Origin of the sequence: Gordonia sihwensis, from assembly GCF_029632925.1 — a bacterium.
Classification (GTDB): domain Bacteria; phylum Actinomycetota; class Actinomycetes; order Mycobacteriales; family Mycobacteriaceae; genus Gordonia; species Gordonia sihwensis.
On the sequence record NZ_CP121248.1, the window covers coordinates 1,812,076 to 1,831,921 of the forward strand.

At 69.1% G+C, this 19,846-nt stretch carries 17 protein-coding genes; 14 read left to right on the top strand and 3 right to left on the bottom strand.

The window, feature by feature from the left end; all coding sequences use genetic code 11:
* Positions 1 to 172 precede the first annotated feature (172 nt).
* The gene (locus P5P27_RS08745; protein ID WP_006894782.1) at positions 173 to 1,102 is read right to left on the bottom strand and encodes a peptidylprolyl isomerase; all 930 of its coding nucleotides are present in this window, start codon (positions 1,100 to 1,102) and stop codon (positions 173 to 175) included.
* A gap of 151 nt (positions 1,103 to 1,253) precedes the next feature.
* Between P5P27_RS08745 and P5P27_RS08750 the strand changes: the two genes are divergently transcribed.
* Entirely contained in the window at positions 1,254 to 1,937 is a 684-nt protein-coding gene (locus P5P27_RS08750) for an MBL fold metallo-hydrolase (RefSeq protein ID WP_278127269.1), read from the top strand.
* A complete protein-coding gene (gene hisS / locus P5P27_RS08755) occupies positions 1,934 to 3,199 on the top strand; it encodes a histidine--tRNA ligase (RefSeq protein ID WP_006894784.1) in 1,266 nt (421 codons plus the stop codon). Before P5P27_RS08750 ends, hisS begins: the two co-directional genes overlap by 4 nt.
* Before the next feature lie 10 nt (positions 3,200 to 3,209).
* Here hisS and ypfJ read toward each other — a convergent pair whose 3' ends face one another.
* Positions 3,210 to 4,082, bottom strand: coding sequence for a KPN_02809 family neutral zinc metallopeptidase (gene ypfJ, locus P5P27_RS08760; RefSeq protein ID WP_045539259.1), 873 nt, complete (start codon positions 4,080 to 4,082; stop codon positions 3,210 to 3,212).
* A 136-nt stretch (positions 4,083 to 4,218) separates the two neighbouring features.
* On the opposite strand from ypfJ, the gene aspS reads away from it, so the two are divergent.
* The 11 genes from aspS to aroB all read left to right on the top strand — a co-directional run bounded on the left by aspS (position 4,219) and on the right by aroB (position 17,918).
* Entirely contained in the window at positions 4,219 to 6,054 is a 1,836-nt protein-coding gene (gene aspS, locus P5P27_RS08765) for an aspartate--tRNA ligase (protein WP_006894786.1), read from the top strand.
* A gap of 7 nt (positions 6,055 to 6,061) precedes the next feature.
* On the top strand, positions 6,062 to 7,207 hold the full coding sequence (locus P5P27_RS08770; protein ID WP_006894787.1) for a phosphotransferase: 1,146 nt from the start codon (positions 6,062 to 6,064) through the stop codon (positions 7,205 to 7,207).
* Positions 7,208 to 7,216: 9 nt separating this feature from the next.
* The gene (locus P5P27_RS08775; RefSeq protein WP_278127270.1) at positions 7,217 to 8,581 is read left to right on the top strand and encodes a replication-associated recombination protein A; all 1,365 of its coding nucleotides are present in this window, start codon (positions 7,217 to 7,219) and stop codon (positions 8,579 to 8,581) included.
* Positions 8,582 to 8,647: 66 nt separating this feature from the next.
* The gene (alaS, locus tag P5P27_RS08780) at positions 8,648 to 11,329 is read left to right on the top strand and encodes an alanine--tRNA ligase (protein WP_278127271.1); all 2,682 of its coding nucleotides are present in this window, start codon (positions 8,648 to 8,650) and stop codon (positions 11,327 to 11,329) included.
* Positions 11,326 to 11,754: a Holliday junction resolvase RuvX gene (ruvX, locus tag P5P27_RS08785; protein ID WP_006894791.1), complete on the top strand. Its 429-nt coding sequence runs from the start codon at positions 11,326 to 11,328 to the stop codon at positions 11,752 to 11,754. Before alaS ends, ruvX begins: the two co-directional genes overlap by 4 nt.
* Positions 11,755 to 11,784: 30 nt before the next feature.
* Positions 11,785 to 13,674 (top strand): endolytic transglycosylase MltG, encoded by a 1,890-nt coding sequence (mltG, locus tag P5P27_RS08790; RefSeq protein ID WP_006894792.1) that lies wholly within the window; start codon positions 11,785 to 11,787, stop codon positions 13,672 to 13,674.
* Complete coding sequence (locus P5P27_RS08795) at positions 13,671 to 14,516, top strand: shikimate dehydrogenase (RefSeq protein ID WP_006894793.1); 846 nt, start codon at positions 13,671 to 13,673, stop codon at positions 14,514 to 14,516. The genes mltG and P5P27_RS08795 overlap by 4 nt, the downstream gene beginning before the upstream one ends.
* Positions 14,517 to 14,592: 76 nt before the next feature.
* On the top strand, positions 14,593 to 14,976 hold the full coding sequence (locus P5P27_RS08800; protein WP_278127272.1) for a prepilin peptidase: 384 nt from the start codon (positions 14,593 to 14,595) through the stop codon (positions 14,974 to 14,976).
* A gap of 57 nt (positions 14,977 to 15,033) precedes the next feature.
* Positions 15,034 to 16,248 carry a chorismate synthase gene (aroC, locus tag P5P27_RS08805; RefSeq protein ID WP_039866780.1) on the top strand — a complete coding sequence of 405 codons (1,215 nt, stop codon included), beginning with the start codon at positions 15,034 to 15,036 and terminating at the stop codon, positions 16,246 to 16,248.
* On the top strand, positions 16,245 to 16,778 hold the full coding sequence (locus tag P5P27_RS08810) for a shikimate kinase (RefSeq protein ID WP_278127273.1): 534 nt from the start codon (positions 16,245 to 16,247) through the stop codon (positions 16,776 to 16,778). Before aroC ends, P5P27_RS08810 begins: the two co-directional genes overlap by 4 nt.
* 30 nt (positions 16,779 to 16,808) lie before the next feature.
* Complete coding sequence (gene aroB / locus P5P27_RS08815) at positions 16,809 to 17,918, top strand: 3-dehydroquinate synthase (protein WP_006894799.1); 1,110 nt, start codon at positions 16,809 to 16,811, stop codon at positions 17,916 to 17,918.
* A gap of 250 nt (positions 17,919 to 18,168) precedes the next feature.
* Here the strand turns inward: aroB and P5P27_RS08820 are convergent, their stop codons facing one another.
* Positions 18,169 to 18,660, bottom strand: a complete 492-nt coding sequence (locus P5P27_RS08820; RefSeq protein WP_006894800.1) for a B-4DMT family transporter — start codon at positions 18,658 to 18,660, stop codon at positions 18,169 to 18,171.
* A 24-nt stretch (positions 18,661 to 18,684) separates the two neighbouring features.
* On the opposite strand from P5P27_RS08820, the gene P5P27_RS08825 reads away from it, so the two are divergent.
* A complete protein-coding gene (locus tag P5P27_RS08825; RefSeq protein WP_231875729.1) occupies positions 18,685 to 19,839 on the top strand; it encodes an aminopeptidase P family protein in 1,155 nt (384 codons plus the stop codon).
* The last annotated feature ends 7 nt before the right edge of the window (positions 19,840 to 19,846 follow it).

The following is a 19,846-nucleotide window of genomic DNA, read 5'->3' on the forward strand; positions in this document are numbered from 1 at the left end:
CCGTGTCGCTTTGCTTCCCTCGGCTTTCTCGACGGGCCTGGATAACAGGGTTTTCGAGTAGCGGAGGAGCGCAGCGACGGAGCGTATCGAGATCGCGCGGGTGTGTCTCGATGCGCCGTGCCGCTTCGCTCCCTGGCTCGACGAGCCGGGGAGCAGGGGCACTCTGCTCGGGCTACTCGGTGATCGAGGTCGACTTGATCTGCAGCGGGGTCTTCGGGAAACCGTTGGTGTCGGTGCCGATTGGACCCGGATCGATGCCGCCCGCGACCACCTTGTCGATGATCTTCATGCCGGCGTCGTCGACCTTGCCGACCACGGCGAGGGTCGGGGTGAGCTGGGTGTCCTTGGTCACGATGAAGAACTGGGCGCTGCCGGTGTTGGCGACGCCGTTCTGTTCGTCGTTCCGGTTCGCGATCGCGACGGTGCCGCGCGGGTAGACCACCGGGGGAGTCATGCCCATCTGCAACATCTGCGGGCTGATCTCGCCCTCTTTGAGGTTCGTGGGGTTCTCGTCGGGACTGCTCCAGCCGGGGGCGCCGGCGCCGGTGCGCGTCGGGTCGCCGCACTGCAGGATGTGGAGCTGATCGCTCTGCGCGAGCCGGTGGCAGTCGGTGCCGTCGTAGTAGTGGTTGTCGGAGAGCGAGACGATCGCGTTCACATTGCACGGCGCCTCGGAGCGGTCCAGGGTGATCGGCACCTGTCCGAGGTTGGTGTCCAGCGTCCATCCGACGGTGCCGGTGTTGAGTGTCCGGCTCTCCGGCATCGGGGAGGTGCGCAGCTTGCCTGCACCCTCGCGCATGAATGCGATGTACTGCTCGCCCTTGGCCTTCTGATCGGCCGGCGCGGTCTTGAGCTGCTCTTCGAGCGACTTGAGCTGCTGGTCCAGATCGTTGGGCGTCTTGGTGTACGTGCATTCGGTGTGCCGCTGGTCGTCCCAATGCCGGTAGTAGAAGTAGCCGCCGACGGCGACCGCGGCCAGCACCACCACGCTGCACACTGAGATGATCGTGATCCGCCGCTGCCGTGCGGCACGGCGCTCGCTCTCGAGCCGCTCTTCCAGCTTGCGGCGGGCAGCGTCGCGACGCTCTTCGTTGGACGACACGCTGGTGGAACCTCCTGTGCGGCATGTGGGACTGAGCACTGTCACGGCAGCGCGCCCCATGCTATCGCAGCGGTCTTCGGGGCCGATGAGACAATGGACTCCGACGTGTCGCCCTGCAGATCGCCGGGCGTTGACGAGGAGGTGTGCCACCGTGCTGATCGCCGGATTCCCCGCGGGCATGTTCCAGACCAACTGCTATCTGGTCGCCGAGGACCGGGGAAGCGACGCGGTCATCATCGATCCGGGCCAGGACGCAGCGCCCCAGGTTCGCGCGGCGCTCGCCGAATACGACCTGACGCCGGTGGCCGTCTTCCTGACCCACGGTCATCTCGACCACACCTGGAATGCCGCCGAACTCGCCGACGAGTATTCGATCCCGGTGTACATCCACGCCGACGACCGCCCGATGCTGACCGATCCCGGCATGGGCCTGGGCAGCGCGCTGTCGTCGATGATCGGCGACATGACCTTCGTCGAACCGGAGAAGGTCATCGAGTTCGTCGACGGCGAGGACGTGGACGCGGCGGGAATCCGATGGTCGGTGGACCACGCGCCCGGGCACTCGCTGGGCAGTGTGCTGCTGACGCCGGACTCGGGTGAGGTCTGCTTCTCCGGCGACGTACTGTTCAATGGGTCGATCGGCCGGACCGACCTGCCCGGCGGCAGCCACCGCACGCTGCTCGAGTCGATCGCGGACAAGCTGATGGTGCGCGGCGACGACGTCGTGATCCTCCCGGGTCACGGACCTCAGACCACGATCGGAGCCGAGCGGGCCTCCAACCCGTTCCTGCTCGATCTTCCCGATGCGAACAAGAAAGGACGTTTCGGACTGTGAGTGGAGAATTTGCGGCGCCGAAAGGCATCCCCGACTACTTCCCGCCGGCCTCGGCGGACTTCCTCGCGGTACGGAACGCACTGACCGGCGCGGCGCACCGCGCGGGCTACGGGCACATCGAACTGCCGATCTTCGAGGACACCGCGCTCTTCGCCCGCGGCGTCGGCGAGTCGACCGACGTCGTCAGCAAGGAGATGTACACCTTCGCCGATCGCGGCGGCCGCTCGGTGACGCTGCGTCCGGAGGGCACGGCGGGCGTCATGCGCGCGGTGATCCAGCACGGTCTCGATCGCGGCCAGCTCCCGGTCAAGCTCTGCTACGCGGGCCCCTTCTTCCGGTATGAGCGGCCGCAGGCCGGCCGCTACCGCCAGCTCCAGCAGGTCGGGATCGAGGCCATCGGCGTCGACGACCCCGCGCTCGACGCCGAGGTGATCGCGGTGGCCGACGAGGGATACAAGCGTCTCGGTCTGTCCGGCTACCGACTCGAACTCACTTCGCTGGGCGACGACACCTGCCGCCCGCAGTACCGGGAAGCGTTGCAGCAGTTCCTGTTCGGTCTCGACCTCGACGAGGCGACGCGCGCGAGAGCGGAGATCAATCCGTTGCGCGTGCTCGACGACAAGCGGCCGGAGATCAAGGAGGCGACCGCGAGCGCACCGCTGATGCTCGACCACCTGAGCGACTCGGCACGCGATCACTTCGAGCAGGTCCGGGGTCACCTCGACCGGCTGGGCGTCGAGTACGTGATCAATCCGCGCCTGGTGCGCGGGCTGGACTACTACACCAAGACCACCTTCGAGTTCGTCCACGACGGTCTCGGCGCGCAGTCGGGGATCGGCGGCGGTGGGCGCTACGACGGTCTGATGCGTCAGGTGGGAGGCAAGCAGGATCTCTCGGGCATCGGTTTCGGGATCGGCGTGGACCGGACGGTGCTGGCGCTGGAGGCCGAAGGCGTCTCGGTGGCCGGCGAAGGCCGGGTTCAGGTATTCGGCGTTCCCCTCGGAACCGCGGCCAAGAGTGAGCTGGTCTCGCTCGCAGCGCAGTTGCGTGCCGCGGGCGTCAGCGTCGACCTCGCCTACGGTGATCGCGGACTGAAGGGCGCGATGAAGGCGGCCGACCGCTCGGGTGCCCGCCTCGCCCTGGTTCTCGGGGATCGCGAACTCGAGGAGCGCACGATCGAGCTCAAGGATCTGTCGAACGGCGAACAGCGCCGGATCGGCCTGGACGACGCGGTCGCGTCGGTGGTCGCCGCGCTGGCCTGAGCCGGCGCGATCAGAGGTCGTTGGTCGCGAAGGTGTCGCACCGGCGGGCGTCGCCGCCGTCGTAGCCGATCTTGAACCAGCGGACGCGCTGCGCCGCCGAACCGTGCGTCCAGCTCTCCGGGTTGGAGCGCGAGCCCTGGATGGTGTCGTCGCCGATGGCCTTGGCGCTCTGGATCACGGTCTGGATCTGCTCGTCGGACAGCGGTTCCAGCATCGCGTCGGGACCCTTGTCGGCATGATGGGCCCACACGCCCGCGAGGCAGTCGGCCTGGAGTTCGATGCGCACCGAGCCGGCGTTGCCCATGCGCTGCCCCTTCGCCAGCACGCCGGTCAGGTTCTCGACGTGATGGCCGAACTCGTGCGCGACGACGTACTCCTGGGCCAGCGGACCGTCGGACCCGCCCATCCTCTTGAGGTCGGCGAAGAACGACGGATCGAAGTAGGCGGTCTCGTCGCCCGGACAGTAGAACGGCCCCATCGCCGACGACGCGGCGCCGCACGCCGTGTTCACGCTGCCGCTGAAGACCACCGTCTTGGGCTGGGTGTAGCCCCGCATCAGGTTCGACCACACCTTGTCGAGGCTGATCGTCGTGGCTTTGATGCGGCACGCGTCGTCGGTGTTGGCCATCTCGACGGTGCAACTGTCGAGATGGCGCTGCATCTCGGCGTTGTTCGAACCGGCGCCCGAACCGGCGACCTGCTGGTTCGACGACGAGTCCGAGCCTCCGCCGAGAATGTCCCCGGGGTTGATACCGAACAGCAGCGCCACGATCGCCACGACGATGCCGGCCGCGCCCCCGACGACCATGCGCCCGCCGCCTCCTCCCGAGCCGCCGGCGCTCACATTCCCGCCCTCGAGCGGGCCGCTCCCTCGAAACGTCATGGGCTTACAGTAGCCGCGACATCGGCGGCCGGCCGTGACGTCGATGCGACTGTCGCTTTGTCGGTGGGGGTCCGTAGAATCGGCTGGAACAGCGTGAACCCTGGCAGCTCTGTGCTGCGCAGAAGGAAGGAACCCAGTGCTCCGCACTCATTTCGCCGGATCGTTGCGTCGTGAGGACGCCTCGCAGACCGTCACCGTCGTCGGATGGGTGGCGCGCCGGCGCGACCACGGTGGAGTCGTCTTCATCGATCTGCGTGACTCGTCCGGTCTGGTGCAGGTGGTCTTCCGCGACGAACAGGTCGCCGAAGCGGCTCATCGGCTGCGTGCCGAGTACTGCGTCCAGGTCACCGGCGAGGTGGAGGTCCGGCCGGAAGGCAGCGAGAACGCCTCGCTCGCCTCCGGTGCGATCGAGATCAACGCCCGCGAACTCGTGGTCCTCAACGAGTCGGCTCCGCTCCCGTTCCAGCTCGACGAGCAGCCCGGCGAGGAGGCGCGACTGCGCCATCGCTACCTCGATCTGCGCCGCGAGGGACCGGCGAAGGCCATCCGGCTGCGCTCGCAGGTGAGTGCGGCGGCGCGGTCGGTGCTGGGTGCGCACGACTTCGTCGAGATCGAGACGCCGACGCTGACCCGGTCGACACCCGAGGGCGCCCGCGACTTCCTCGTGCCCGCGCGACTGCAGCCGGGATCGTTCTACGCACTGCCGCAGAGCCCGCAGCTGTTCAAGCAGTTGCTGATGGTCGCGGGCATGGAGCGGTACTACCAGATCGCACGCTGCTACCGGGACGAGGACTTCCGCGCCGACCGGCAGCCGGAGTTCACCCAGCTCGACATCGAGATGAGCTTCGTCGACGAGGACGACGTGATCGCCCTCGCCGAGGAGATCCTCGCGGCGCTGTGGAAGCTGATCGGCGTCGAGATCACCACGCCGATCCCGCGGATGACGTACGCGGACGCCATGCGGCGCTTCGGCAGCGACAAGCCCGATCTGCGCTTCGACATCGAACTCGTCGAGTGCACCGAGTTCTTCGCCGACACCCCGTTCCGCGTCTTCCAGGCGCCGTACGTCGGCGCCGTGGTGATGCCCGGCGGCGCGTCGCAGCCGCGCAGGCAGCTCGACGCCTGGCAGGAGTGGGCCAAGCAGCGCGGCGCCCGCGGCCTGGCGTACGTGCTGGTCCAGGAGGACGGCAGCCTCACGGGGCCGGTCTCGAAGAACATCTCCGACGCCGAGCGCGAAGGTCTGGCGGCTCACGTCGGAGCCCAGCCGGGCGACTGCGTCTTCTTCGCGGCCGGTGCGGTCAAGAGCTCGCGGGCGCTGCTGGGCGCGGCCCGCGGTGAGATCGCCGAGAAGCTCGGACTCATCAAGGACGGCGACTGGGCGTTCACCTGGGTCGTCGACGCCCCGCTGTTCGAGCCGGCCGACGACGCCACGGCCGCCGGCGACGTCGCGGTGGGGACGGGCGCGTGGACGGCCGTCCACCACGCCTTCACCTCGCCGAAGCCCGAGTCGATGGATCTGCTCGAATCGAACCCCGGCGAGGCGCTGGCCTACGCCTACGACATCGTCTGCAACGGCAACGAGATCGGCGGCGGTTCGATCCGCATCCATCGTCGCGATGTGCAGGAGCGTGTCTTCAAGATCATGGGCATCAGCGAGGAGGACGCGCAGGAGAAGTTCGGCTTCCTGCTCGACGCCTTCTCGTACGGTGCGCCGCCGCACGGCGGCATCGCCTTCGGCTGGGACCGGATCACCGCACTGCTCGCCGGCGAGCCGTCGATCCGCGAGGTGATCGCCTTCCCGAAGTCGGGAGGCGGCATCGACCCGCTGACCGACGCTCCGGCGCCGATCACTCCCGAGCAGCGCAAGGAGACCGGCATCGACGCGAAGCCGCAGAAGCCGGAGAACAACTCGGACAAGAAGAAGGTGGACGAGGCCGGTGCCGCCGCCGGAACGAAGGCGTCCGAAGCCTGAGGAAGCCATGACTGTAATCGCTGACGAACGGATCACGTCAGTTCTGGAGGCCGCCGAAGGCGTCCTCGCCAAGCGCGCGGGCACCGCGGTGCGGCTCGACGGACCCGAGGACCTCGGCGGGACCGGGCGGTCCACCGTCATCCGGGCCCGCGTGCTCGACAACCCGGTGTCGCTGGACCGAACCGTCGTCGTCAAGGCCTTCGACCAGCAGACTCCCGCGTCGCAGGTGCTCCGCGAGATCGCGTCCTACCGTTACGCCACGGCGCTGCCCACCCGTTCGCGGCCCGGGCCCCAGCTCCTCGCCTCCGAACTGGAGGCGCGCATTCTGGTGCTCACCGACCTCGGCCACGGCCGGCCGATGGTGGAACTGCTCGGCTCCAACGACGCCGACGAGGTGGAACGGGGTGTGAGCGCGTGGGGGCAGGCGCTCGGCCGGATGCACGCCGCCACTCTCGGGGGCGAAGAGGACTTCCGCACCCTGATGCACATCAGCGGCAAGGACCGCGGCGGCACCGCCTCGCGCATCTTCGCCTCCGACGGCGGCATCGTCGACGAGGCCGCGGCCTCGGTGGACGCGTATGAGCAGATTCTCGAACGCATCGACGTCGAGTTGCCGGCAGGCGCCCGCGAGACGCTCGAGAACAGCCTGCGGCTGTTCGACGAAGGGGACTTCCGGGCGTTCAGCCCGGCCGACGTCGGCCCGGAGAACATTCTCATCAACGGTGACGGCGTCCAGTTCATGGATTACGAGTGGGGCGAGTTCCGCGATGCGGCACTCGATGTGGCGTACGCACTCGCGACCTTCCCGGCCCGGCTCGCCGTCGATGTGGTGCCCGAGCGGCTCGAGTTGGAGAAGTCCCTCGCCGACGCCTGGCGCGGCGAGGTGAAGCCGCTGTGGCCGTCGATCAGCGATCGCGGCCTCGCCGAACGGATCTTCCACGCGCGTGCGCTGTGGGTGTGGCTGTCCACCTACTGGCTCATCCGCGGCGACTCCAGCGGACACGACTGGGCGCTGCACACCACGGACGCGCGCGTGGTGCTGTCCCGGTGGGCCGACCTCGCCGATTCGGGGGACTCGTACGATGTCGGCGGCGAGTTCATCGACGCCGCGGACCGGATGCAAGAGGCCCTGCGGATCTACTGGTTCGGGTGATCGGGAGCTGTGGACGACGGTCTGTTCGGGACACCGGACGATTCCGGTGACGCGGTCGAGTCCGGTGCGGCCGGTCGGCCCGCGCCGCCGCTCGCCGTCCGGATGCGTCCGGCGTCGCTCGATGAGATCGTCGGCCAGGAACATCTGCTCGGCGGGCGTTCGCCGCTGCGGCGGCTGATCGCCGGTTCGGGTGCCGCGTCGGTACTGCTCTACGGTCCGCCCGGCACCGGCAAGACCACGATGGCCTCGCTCATCAGCCAGGCCACCGGCGGTCGTTTCGAGGCGCTCTCGGCACTCTCGTCGGGCGTCAAGGAAGTCCGTGCCGTCATAGACATGGCCCGGCGACGGCTGGCGCACGGACAGCAGACGGTGCTGTTCATCGACGAGGTCCACCGGTTCTCGAAGACTCAGCAGGACGCGCTCCTGGACGCCGTGGAGAACCGGATCGTGCTGCTGGTGGCGGCGACCACGGAGAATCCGTCGTTCTCGGTGGTCGCGCCGCTGCTGTCGCGGTCGCTGGTGCTCCAGTTGCGATCGCTGACCGACAACGACGTCAAGACCGTGCTGCGCCGGGCCGTCGCCGATCCGCGCGGCCTCGACGGCTCGGTGGAACTGTCTGACGAGGCGCTCGACCACCTGGTCGCGGTGGCGGGCGGTGACGCGCGGCGCGCGCTGACCGCACTGGAGGCGAGCGCGGACGCGGCCGAGGCCGGCGATGTGATCGAGGTCGCCGACGTGGAAGCCGCCATCGACCGGGCCGCGGTCCGCTACGACCGTGACGGCGATCAGCACTACGACGTCACGAGTGCCTTCATCAAGTCGATCCGCGGATCGGATGTCGACGCCGCGCTGCACTATCTGGCGAGGATGATCACCGCGGGGGAGGATCCCCGGTTCATCGCGCGGCGATTGATGATCCACGCCAGTGAGGACATCGGCATGGCCGACCCGACGGCGCTGCAGGCGGCGGTCGCCGCCGCGCAGGTGGTGCAGATGGTCGGGATGCCCGAGGCGCAGCTCGCGTTGGCCCAGGCCACCGTCCATCTGGCGACCGCGCCGAAGTCCGGTGCGGTGACGTCGGCGCTGGGGAAGGCGATGACCGATGTGGCGGCGGGCAAGGCCGGCGCCGTCCCGCCGCATCTGCGCGACGGTCATTACGCGGGAGCCAAGAAGTTGGGCAACGCGATCGGATACCGGTTCCCGCACGACGACCCCGACGGGGTGCTGGCGCAGCAGTACGCACCGGACGCGCTCGTCGGCGTCGACTACTACGAGCCGACCGACCACGGATTCGAACGGGAACTCGCCCCGCGCGTGGGTCGTCTGCGCTCCATCGTGCGCGGGCTCACTTCCCGGGGGCGCTCCCGCAGGTGACGCGCCGGTGGGGCGTAAACTCGGCTGTTGATTCTCTGCCCGACTTCTACGAAGGACACCGCCGCAGTGCAGACGCATGAAATCCGGAAGCGATTCCTGGATCACTTCATCCGCGCCGGACACACCGAGGTGCCGAGCGCCTCGCTGATTCTGGACGATCCGAACCTTCTGTTCGTCAACGCCGGCATGGTGCCTTTCAAGCCCTTCTTCCTCGGCGACCAGACACCGCCGTACACCCGCGCGACGAGCGTGCAGAAGTGCGTGCGCACCCTCGACATCGAAGAGGTCGGGATCACCACCCGCCACAACACCTTCTTCCAGATGGCGGGCAACTTCTCCTTCGGCGACTACTTCAAGCGCGAGGCGATCCGGTTCGCGTGGGAACTGCTGACCAATTCGGTCGAGGACGGCGGATACGGCATCGACCCGACGCGGCTGTGGCCGACGGTGTACCTCGACGACGACGAGGCCGAGAGCATCTGGCGTGACGAGATCGGCGTGCCGTCCGAACGGATTCAGCGGCGCGGCATGGCCGACAACTACTGGTCGATGGGCGTGCCCGGACCGTGCGGTCCGTGTTCGGAGATCTTCTACGACCGCGGTCCCGAGTACGGCGTCGAAGGCGGTCCCGAGGCCGACGAGGACCGGTACATCGAGATCTGGAATCTCGTCTTCATGCAGAACGAACGCGGTGAGGGCACCAGCAAGGACGACTACGAGATCCTCGGTCCGCTGCCGAAGAAGAACATCGACACCGGCATGGGCATCGAGCGGGTCGCCTGCCTGCTGCAGGGCGTCGACAACGTTTACGAGACCGACCTGCTCAAGCCGATCATCGACCTCGCGTCCCGCCGCACCGGCCGCGAGTACGGAGCGGGCAAGCACGAGGACGACGTCCGCTTCCGCGTGGTCGCCGACCACGCCCGCACCGCGGCGATGCTGATCGGCGACGGTGTGGTTCCCGCGAACGACGGTCGCGGGTACGTGCTGCGCCGACTGCTGCGTCGCATCGTGCGGTCCATGCGGCTGCTGGGGTCGGGCACCACCGGCGGCGGCGAGGCCACGATGGAGCGGATCATCGCCGAAGTGATCGATGTGATGAGCCCGTCGTACCCCGAATTGGAGCAGCAGCGGGCCCACATCCTGTCGGTCGCGGTGGCCGAGGAGACCACCTTCGCCCGGACGCTGGCAGCGGGCTCCAAGCTGTTCTCGGAGGCGGCCGACGCCACCAAGAGGGCCGGAAGCACCTCGATCAGCGGCAGCGACGCCTTCACCCTCCACGACACCTACGGCTTCCCGATCGACCTGACCCTGGAGATGGCGGCCGAAGCGGGTCTGGAGGTGGACCGCGAGGGCTTCTCCGAGCTGATGGGCGAGCAGCGCCGCCGCGCGAAGGCCGATGCGAGTGCGCGCAAGTCGTCGCACGCCGACCAGTCGGTGTACCGCGAGTTCCTCGACCGCGGACCCACCGAGTTCACCGGTTTCGACGAACTGGTGTCGGAGGCTCGCGTACTGGGCCTGGTGGCCGACGGTCAGCGTGTCCGGTCCGCCGCCCCCGGCACCGAACTGGAACTGATCCTCGACCGCAGCCCCCTCTACGCCGAGTCGGGCGGCCAGATGGCCGACCGGGGAACGATCACCACCGGAGACGGTGTGCGGCTGGCCGTCCGAGACGTCCAGAAGGTCGGCAAGAAGGTGTGGCTGCACCGGGTGGTGGTCGACGAGGGCGAGATCGTCGAGGGCGACGAGGTGCTCGCCGCGGTGGACGCGGGCTGGCGTCACGGCGCCACTCAGGGGCATTCGGGGACGCACATGGTGCACGCCGCACTGCGGGAGGTCCTCGGTCCCACCGCCACCCAGGCCGGTTCGCTGAACCGTCCGGGTTACCTGCGTTTCGACTTCCATGCAGGCAGTGGGCTCACGGACGCTCAGCGCGAGGAGATCGAGCGGATCGCCAACCAGGCGGTGGAAGCCAACTACGCGGTGAACACCTTCGAGACCGATCTGGCGAAGGCCAAGGCGATGGGGGCCATGGCGCTGTTCGGCGAGAACTACGGTGACCGCGTCCGGGTGGTCGAGATCGGCGGACCGTTCTCGATGGAACTCTGCGGCGGCACCCATGTGGCGAGCTCGGCGCAGATCGGTCCGATCACGGTGATCGGCGAGTCGTCGGTCGGGTCGGGCACGCGCCGCGTCGAGGCATACGTCGGCATGGACTCCTTCCGCTACCTCTCGCGGGAGCGTGCCCTGATGGCCGGCCTGGCCGCGTCCCTCAAGGTGCCCTCCGAGGAGGTGCCCGATCGGGTCGAGCAGTTGGTCCTGAAGCTCAAGGAGGCCGAGAAGACCGTCGCGGCACTGCGGGCGGAGCAGTCCCGGGCAGCGGTCGCGGGCCTGATCGACGAGGCCGTCACCGTCGGTGACACGCTGCTCGTGGCGGCCCGCGTCGCGGACGGTGTGGACGCGAACGGCCTGCGCGGACTGGTGACCGACCTCCGTGGCCGCGTCGCCGACCGCAATGCGGTTGTCGCACTCTTCTCGTCGGCCGACGGCAAGGTCCCGTTCGCGATCGGCACCACCGACGCCGCGCGCGCGGCCGGTGTCAAGGCGGGCGACCTCGTGAAGGAACTGGCACCGCTGGTGTCGGGCCGGGGCGGCGGCAAGCCGGACCTGGCACAGGGCTCGGGCACCGACGCCGCGGGCATCGACGCCGCTCTGGCGCGGCTGCGCGAGGTCGTCGGCGGCCGGTGATCTCACCTCGCGGACGCCGCATCGCCATCGACGTGGGAAGCGTGCGCGTCGGGGTCGCGGTGTGCGACCCCGACGGAATCCTGGCGACCCCGGTCGAGACGGTCCGGCGCGCCAAGGACGGTTCCGACGTGGCGCGGATCGTGGAGATCATCGCCGAGTACGAGGCGATCGGCGTGGTGATCGGCCTGCCGCGGACACTGCGCGGCGAAGAGGGACCGGCGGTCCGTGCCGCGCGGTATTTCGGACGTCAACTGGCGGCCGAAGCCGACGGAGTCGCGATCGAGTTCTACGACGAGAGGCTCACCACAGTCACTGCGACTGCTGCGCTGCGTGCGTCGGGAGTGAAAGCGAAAGACGCGCGTGCCGTCGTGGATCAGGCTGCGGCTGTCGCTATCCTTCAGGGATGGCTCGACGCGCAACGATGAGCCGCCAGCCGACGAGGAGGAATCTCTCAAGTGTCTGACCAGGACGACCCGCGCAGCGAAGGATCCGGCGGACGATTGCCGTCTGACGGAGACCGGCGCCGCTACTTCGCGGAGTCGATGGGCGCCGGACAGTCGGGCAACCGGCATCGCCGCCGGCGTGCGCCCGGTGATCCGACGACGACGGGCAGCATTCCGATCGTCCGGGTGGGGGATTCACTGCCGGATCCGACGATCGAGTACCGGACCCCGGAGCCGCCTGCCGGCGAGCCGTCGCCGTACTTCCAGGTCCAGTACCGCCCGACCGAGGTGGAGGGGCTGAGCTTCACCGAACCGCGGACCTCGCCGCACTCGACGGAACCGCCGACGATCGTGAACCCGCCGGCACGTCACGCGCAGGAGCAGCAGACTCAGGTCCCGCAGACTCAGGTGCCCCAGACCGAGGTCCCACAGACTCAGGTCCCACAGGCTCAGCCGGTGCAACAACCCGAGCCGACCGGTCTCTTCGACATCCTGGATGTCACGCAGGACGACGTCACCCCGGGCGAGACCACCGGATCGCACGCCCGGTACGACGCGCCGCCGGCGGAGTACGCCGCCACCGACTATGCGCCGACCGACTATTCATCGGCTGAGTATGCGCCGGCCGACCATGCACCTGCCGAGTACGCGTCCGCGGACCCTCGAGCCGCGGGCACCGTGGGCCAGGACGTCGCGGCGGCGGGCTATGCGCCGGCCGGCGCCGCCGATGAGGACGCCGATCTCGTCGATCGTCCGATGCCCGCCCGCAAGCGCAACCGCAAGGTGGTCGTCGCCGTTCTGGCGATCCTCCTCGTGGTCATCCTGGTCCTGGCGGGCATCGCGCTGAAGGCGCTCGGCGTCTTCGACTCCAGCACCGACTACGACAGCAGCACCGGGCACGGCTCGGCGCTGGTGGAGATCCAGAGCGATGCGACGGTGCGTGACATCGGCGACACTCTCACCGACGCCGGCGTTGTCGGCAGCCGCAAGGCCTTCGTCAACGCCACCGGCAACGACACCGTCGCCGCGGGCTTCTACAAACTGCCCAAGGGCATCTCGGCCGAGGCGGCGGTGCAGAAGATGCAGGGCAGCGACAATCGCGTCGGTTTCATGGTGGTGCCCGAAGGTCTGCAGCTCGATACCAAGAAGGGCGTCGACGGCAAGACGACGCCGGGCATCTTCCAGCGGATCGCCGACGCGACGACGGTGAAGACCGACGATCAGACCTACGGGGTCACCGTCGATCAGCTGATGGAGGCCGCCGCGACCGCCAGCGCCACCGAACTCGGCATCCCGTCGTGGGCGCTCGAGGCGTTCAACCGGCTCGGCAACGACCATCGCCGGATCGAGGGGCTCATCGCCTCGGGTGCGTGGGAGGATCTCGACCCGCGGATGTCCGCCGTGGAGATACTGCACACCCTGATCACCAACTCCGACAAGCGCTTCACGGCATGGGGCCTGCAGTCCGACAACAACACCGGACTCACGCCCTACCAGAACCTGGTGACGGCGTCGATCGTCGAACGCGAGGCGAACAAGGACGAGGACTTCCCCAAGGTCGCCCGCGTGATCTTGAACCGGCTCAAGGCCGGACAGCGGCTGGAGATGGATTCGACGATCAACTACACCGCGGCCGTCACGGACGTCGATGTGCGCGGTGACGTCTACAAGGACGAGAACGCCTGGAACACCTACCAGCACGAGGGCTTGCCGATCACACCGATCGGTGCGGTCGGTGAGCGTGCGCTCCACGCCACGCTGAATCCCGCCAGCGGCGACTGGCTGTACTTCGTCACCGTCGACAAGCAGGGCACCACGCTGTTCTCGAAGACCTTCGACCAGCACAAGAAGAACCGTCAGGTGGCGTGCAAGAACAAGCTCCTGACCACCGGCTGCGAATGACGGGCGAGAATCCCGTGGACCCCGTACCACGCAAGGCCGCGGTGCTCGGCTCGCCGGTGGCGCACTCCAAGTCCCCGGCGCTGCACCGTGCGGCCTACCGGGCGCTGGGTCTGCGAGGCTGGACGTACGAGGCCATCGACACCACGGCGGAGCAGCTTCCCGACCGTGTCTCCCGCGCGGGTGCCGAATGGATCGGTTTCTCGGTGACCATGCCCGGCAAGCTCGCGGCGCTGGCCTTCGCCGACGAGCGGACGCGCCGAGCCGAATTGATCGGATCGGCCAACACCCTGGTGCGCACCGACGCCGGGTGGCGGGCCGACTGCACCGACGTGGACGGGATGACCGGCGCGCTGGCAGCGGCCGGACTCCCGGCCGGGGCATCGCGAGCCGTGGTGATAGGCGCGGGCGGAACCGCTCTGCCGACGCTAGCGGCGCTGGCCGACGCCGGCGTCTCAGCGGTGTCGATCGTCGCACGCAGTGCCCAGCGGGCGCGCGGCGCGTGCGACCTCGCCGAGCAACTCGGCCTGTCGGTGGAGGTGGTGCCCTTCGACGGCGGCGCGACGGTGCGTCAGGCGTGCGCGGCCGCCGACGTCACCGTGTCGACAGTGCCGGCGCCGGCCGCCGAGGCGCTGATTCCGGCGGTGACCGCCACGCCGCGCCTGATCGACGTGATCTACGACCCGTGGCCGACGCCGCTCGCCGCCGCGACGGCCGCCGCCGGCGGCACCGTGGTCGGGGGACTGGTGATGTTGTTGAACCAGGCCTACAGCCAGGTGGAGCAGTTCACCGGCAGACCTGCCCCGAAGGCCGCCATGGCTGCGGCGGTCGGTCTGGCGCTCTGAGTCGACCCCGGTCGGGTGTCGGGGCCTGTGGATCGGGTGATTGTCGCGGTCCACAGGGGACGAGGACGCTCGAGCGATGGTCCCCGAACTTCTGGCAGCCGCCTGGCTTCTGCTCGTCGCCGCGATCGACCGCCGGACCGGGCGCATCCCGAACTCCGTGGTCGTTCCGGCGATGGTGGGCACCGCCGCCGTGGCGGTGTGTCTGCCCGTCGTCGGAGCGTCGGCGGCGGTCGCCGTCGTGCCGTATGTGCTGGGCTTCGCGCGCGGACACTGCGGTGGCGGCGACGTCAAGCTCGCCGTGCCGTGCGGCGCGTTGGTCGGTGAACCGATCGTGAGCGGCCTCGTCGTGGTGGCGGCGGCGGTGATCTCCCTCGTGACCTGCGGTGTCGCCAGAAAGACCAGCCTGCCGCACGGGCCCGCACTCGCGGCGTCGACCATCCTGTTCCTGCTGCTGACATGACCGGTGCGCGACGGCGGAACCGTCCGGAGTGCCTGCCTGTGCCGCCGGTGGACCCTTCTGGAACAATTGACCATTGTGTTGCGCTGGATAACTGCCGGAGAATCCCATGGCCCGGCCCTGGTGGCCCTCGTCGAGGGGATGGTCGCCGGAGTGGAGATCACCTCGTCCGACATCGCCGAACAACTGGCCCGCCGCCGGCTGGGCTACGGCCGCGGCGCCCGTATGAAGTTCGAGGCCGACAAGGTCACGATGATCGGCGGAGTCCGCCACGGGCTGACGATGGGCGGCCCGGTGGCCGTCGAGATCGGCAACACCGAGTGGCCCAAGTGGGAACAGGTGATGTCGGCCGATCCGGTCGACGCCGAGGAACTCGAGGGCAGCGCGCGCAATGCGGCGCTGACCCGCCCGCGACCCGGGCACGCCGACTACTCCGGCATGCTGAAATACGGCTTCGACGACGCCCGTCCGGTGCTGGAGCGGGCGAGCGCACGGGAGACGGCGGCGCGCGTCACCGCGGGCACGGTGGCCCGGAACTTCCTGCGGCAGGTCTTCGGCATCGAGATCGTCTCGCACGTCGTCTCGATCGGTGCGAGTACGCCGTACGACGGTCCCGCGCCGACCGCCGCCGATCTGTCGGCGATCGACGAGAGCCCGGTCCGCGCCTTCGGCAAGGACGCCGAGCAGTCGATGATCGACGAGATCGAGGCCGCCAAGCGCGACGGCGACACGCTCGGCGGCGTCGTCGAGGTGATCGCCACTGGTGTCCCGATCGGACTCGGCTCGCACGTCAGCGGCGAGACAAGGCTCGATGCTCGGCTGGCCGCGGCCCTGATGGGCATCCAGGCCATCAAGGGCGTCGAGGTCGGTGACGGCTTCGAGACGGCGCGGCGTCGCGGCAGCCAGGCCCACGACGAGATGGTCCCCGGAGCCGATGGGGTGCTTCGCTCCACCAATCGTGCGGGCGGGCTGGAAGGCGGGATGACCAACGGCGAGTCGGTCCGTGTCCGGGCCGCGATGAAGCCGATCTCGACGGTCCCTCGGGCGCTGTCGACCGTCGACATGACCACGGGCGAGCCCGCCACCGCCATCCACCAGCGCAGCGACGTGTGCGCCGTGCCCGCCGCGGGTGTGGTCGCCGAGGCGATGGTCGCGCTGGTGCTGGCACAGGCGGCGCTGGAGAAGTTCGGCGGCGACTCGGTCTCCGAGACCGCCGCCAACCTGCGCAGCTACCTCGACGTGATCGAGAGCCGTCCGCCGCACCCGCAGTCGTGACGGCACAGGCCACCGGCCGTCCGGCCGCGGTTCTCGTCGGCCCGATGGGAGCGGGCAAGTCGACCGTCGGCCGCGCACTGGCCCACGCTCTCGGCGTCGCCTTCTGCGACACCGACGACGAACTCGAACGCCGCTCCGGCAGAAGCATCCCGGACATCTTCGCCGCCGACGGCGAACCGGCCTTCCGCCGGCTGGAGTCCGAGGTCGTCACCGACGTTCTGGGCCGGTTCGACGGTGTGGTCTCGCTGGGCGGAGGAGCGGTGATGACCGACACGATCCGCGAGGCGCTCGCCGGCCACGCCGTGGTGTATCTCAGGGTCGGCCCCGACACCGGGTTCGCGCGCGTCGCGGCGTCCGACCGACCGTTGCTCGCCGACCCCGACCCACGTCGGCGCTATGCGGACCTGCTGTCGCGCCGAGAACCGACCTATCGCGCCGTCGCGGCCGTCGAGGTGGACGCGGCCCGGAACCCGCAGACTGTCGTCGACGACATCCGGGCCCGACTGCAGGCGGTGCGGGCCGACCAATGAACGCCGACCAATGAACATGGGAGATCAGGCATGACCGAACCGGTGAAGGTCGCCGTCCGCGCGGCGAGTCCCTACGACGTGACGATCGGCCGGGGTCTGCTCTCCGACGTCGCCGAAGCGGCGCAGGGCGCCGATCGCGTGACGATCGTCTATCAGCCGACCCTCAAGGCCACCGCTGAGCAGATCCGCGAGTATCTGGCCGAACAGGGCTTCGATGCGCATCGCGTCGAGATCCCGGACGCCGAGGAGGGCAAGGACCTCTCCGTCGCCTCCTTCTGCTGGGAGGTCTTCGGACGCATCGGCATGATGCGCAACGACAAGGTCATCAGCCTGGGCGGCGGTGCCGCCACCGACCTCGCCGGTTTCGTGGCCGCGACGTGGATGCGGGGCATCGGCGTCATCCACGTGCCGACCACGCTGCTGGCGATGGTCGACGCCGCGGTGGGCGGCAAGACCGGCATCAACACCGATGCCGGAAAGAACCTCGTCGGGTCGTTCCACGAGCCCGACGCCGTGCTCATCGATCTCGCGACGCTGGAGACGGTCCCGCACAACGAGGTCGTCGCCGGGCTCGCCGAGGTCATCAAGACCGGATTCATCGCCGATCCGGTGATCCTCGACATGATCGAGGCCGACCCCGGTGCCGCCCTCGACCCGAAGGGGACGGTGCTGCCGGAGCTGATCCGCCGGTCGGTCCAGGTGAAGGCAGACGTCGTGTCCGCGGATCTGAAGGAGTCCTCACTGCGGGAGATCCTCAACTACGGTCACACGCTCGGTCACGCGATCGAACGCCGTGAACGCTACAAGTGGCGCCACGGTGCCGCGATCTCCGTCGGCATGGTCTTCGCCGCCGAACTCGGGCGGCTCGCGGGCCGGCTCGACGACGAGACCGCCGACCGCCATCGCCGGATCCTCGAACTCGTGGGTCTGCCCACGACCTACGACGAGGACGCGCTCGGCGAACTCCTCAAGACGATGGCCGGCGACAAGAAGAACCGGTCGGGCATGCTCCGATTCGTGGTGCTCGACGGTCTGGCGAAGCCCGGCCGTCTGGAGGCTCCGGACCCGTCGCTGATCGCGGCCGCCTACTCGGCCGTCGCCTCCGGCGGAGCCTCGGGCCCCGCCCCGATCATGCTGTGAGCGGTTCGAGGGTGGGATGATTTCGACTCGCTCCGCTCGCTCAACCACCCTGGATGTGAAGTGCCCACCGGCAGGCCGGCTGAGCGGGCCGCCCCTCAGGCTGGCTGAGCGGGCTGCCCGGCAGGCTGGCTGAGCGGGCTGCTCCTTAGGCTTGTTGAGCGAGCGAAGCGAGTCGAAACCCCCTCACAGCACAAACAACAGCGGGCCGGGAACCTCGGAGGTTCCCGGCCCGCCGTCGTGGAGACGATGCTCAGGCAGTGGTGGCCAGCTGAGCGGTCTGCGCTTCTGCTGCTTCCTGCGCCTTCAACTCGGCCTTCCGCTGGTCGCGGCGGACGAAGAAGCGCCCGAGGCTGACGCCGAAGAACGCGGGCAGGTAGACGATGAGGGTGATGAACGAGACGCCGGCGGTCATCTCGATCCAGAAGGAGGCCTGGCCGATACCGTTCAGCCAGAAGGTTCCGAGGATCCAGCACACGAGGCACGACACGACGGCGGCCACGAGGCCGACCTTGAGCCAGCGCATCGTGAGATCCTCGTAGTCGTCGGGGTCGCTGTGCGCGCGGGCGTCCCTGATGCCGTCGTATCCGCCCCAGATCACCGCGATCAGCACCACGGCGATCACCGCGAGCCAGCGTCCGAGTGGCGAGGACAGAGGTGCCGTGATGACGACGACACCGAGAATGATTCGGGCGGCGATGTGCACAATCGACATCACGGCGCCACGCAGTAGCCACGAACTCATGGATGCACCATACCGGGGAGGAACATGTTCAACAACGCTGACATGCGGAAAGAACCGGCGCACGCCGAGGCCGGCGCGACGATCGCGGCCAGGCGCGCTCGATTGTCCCGGGCATTGGGAGACGACGCGGCGGGGGACCAGGTGGACGCGATCGTCGTGTCGAACCTGGTCAACGTGCGTTACCTCACAGGTTTCACCGGCAGCAACGCGGCGGTCCTCGTCTGGGCCGAGCGGCCGGAGCGGCCCGAGGACACGATCTCGACGGACGGCAGATATGTGTCGCAGGTGGCCGCACAGGTACCCGACCTGCCGGCGCTGATCGCCCGCGACTGCCCGCGCGCCCTCGTCGAGCACGCCGCCGGCCTGCGCCCGCGCGTTCGGATCGGCATCGAGGCGGACGCGATGTCGGTGGCGGCGTTCACCGACCTGTCGCAGCACGCCGGCGCGGAACTGGTCCCGCTGCGCGGAACTGTGGAAGCGCTGCGCGCGGTCAAGGACGCCGGTGAAGTGGAATTGATCACGTCAGCGTGCCGGATCGGCGACGAGGCCCTCGCCGCTCTGATCGAACGCGACGCGATCGTCCCGGGCCGCACCGAGCGCGCCGTGGCGCGCGACCTCGAGTGGGAGATGTACGTGCGCGGCGCCGACGCCATCGCCTTCGAGACGATCGTCGCCGCCGGGCCGAACTCGGCGATCCCGCACCATCGCCCCACCGATGCGGTGCTCGCCGACGGCGACCTGGTCAAGATGGATTTCGGCGCGGTCGCCGGCGGCTATCACTCGGACATGACCCGCACGTATGTGCTGGGGGCCGCGGCGGCGTGGCAACGCGAGATCTACGAGATCGTCGAGGCCGCGCAGCTCGCCGGCCGCGAGGCCCTCGTTCCCGGCGCCGACCTGGCGGGGGTCGACGCCGTCGCCCGCGAGGTGATCGCGGACGCGGGGTACGGCGAGTACTACGTGCACGGTCTGGGGCACGGGGTGGGGTTGGAGATCCACGAAGGTCCGGGAATCGGGGCCGCCGCGAGCGGTACACTGCCTGTCGGCGCAACGGTCACCGTTGAACCCGGGATCTACCTGCCCGGGCGCGGCGGCGTGCGGATCGAAGACACCCTGGTGGTCACCGATGCCGGACCGCGATTGCTGACGACCACCCCGAGGGCGCTCCGCGCCCTGTGACTTTCCG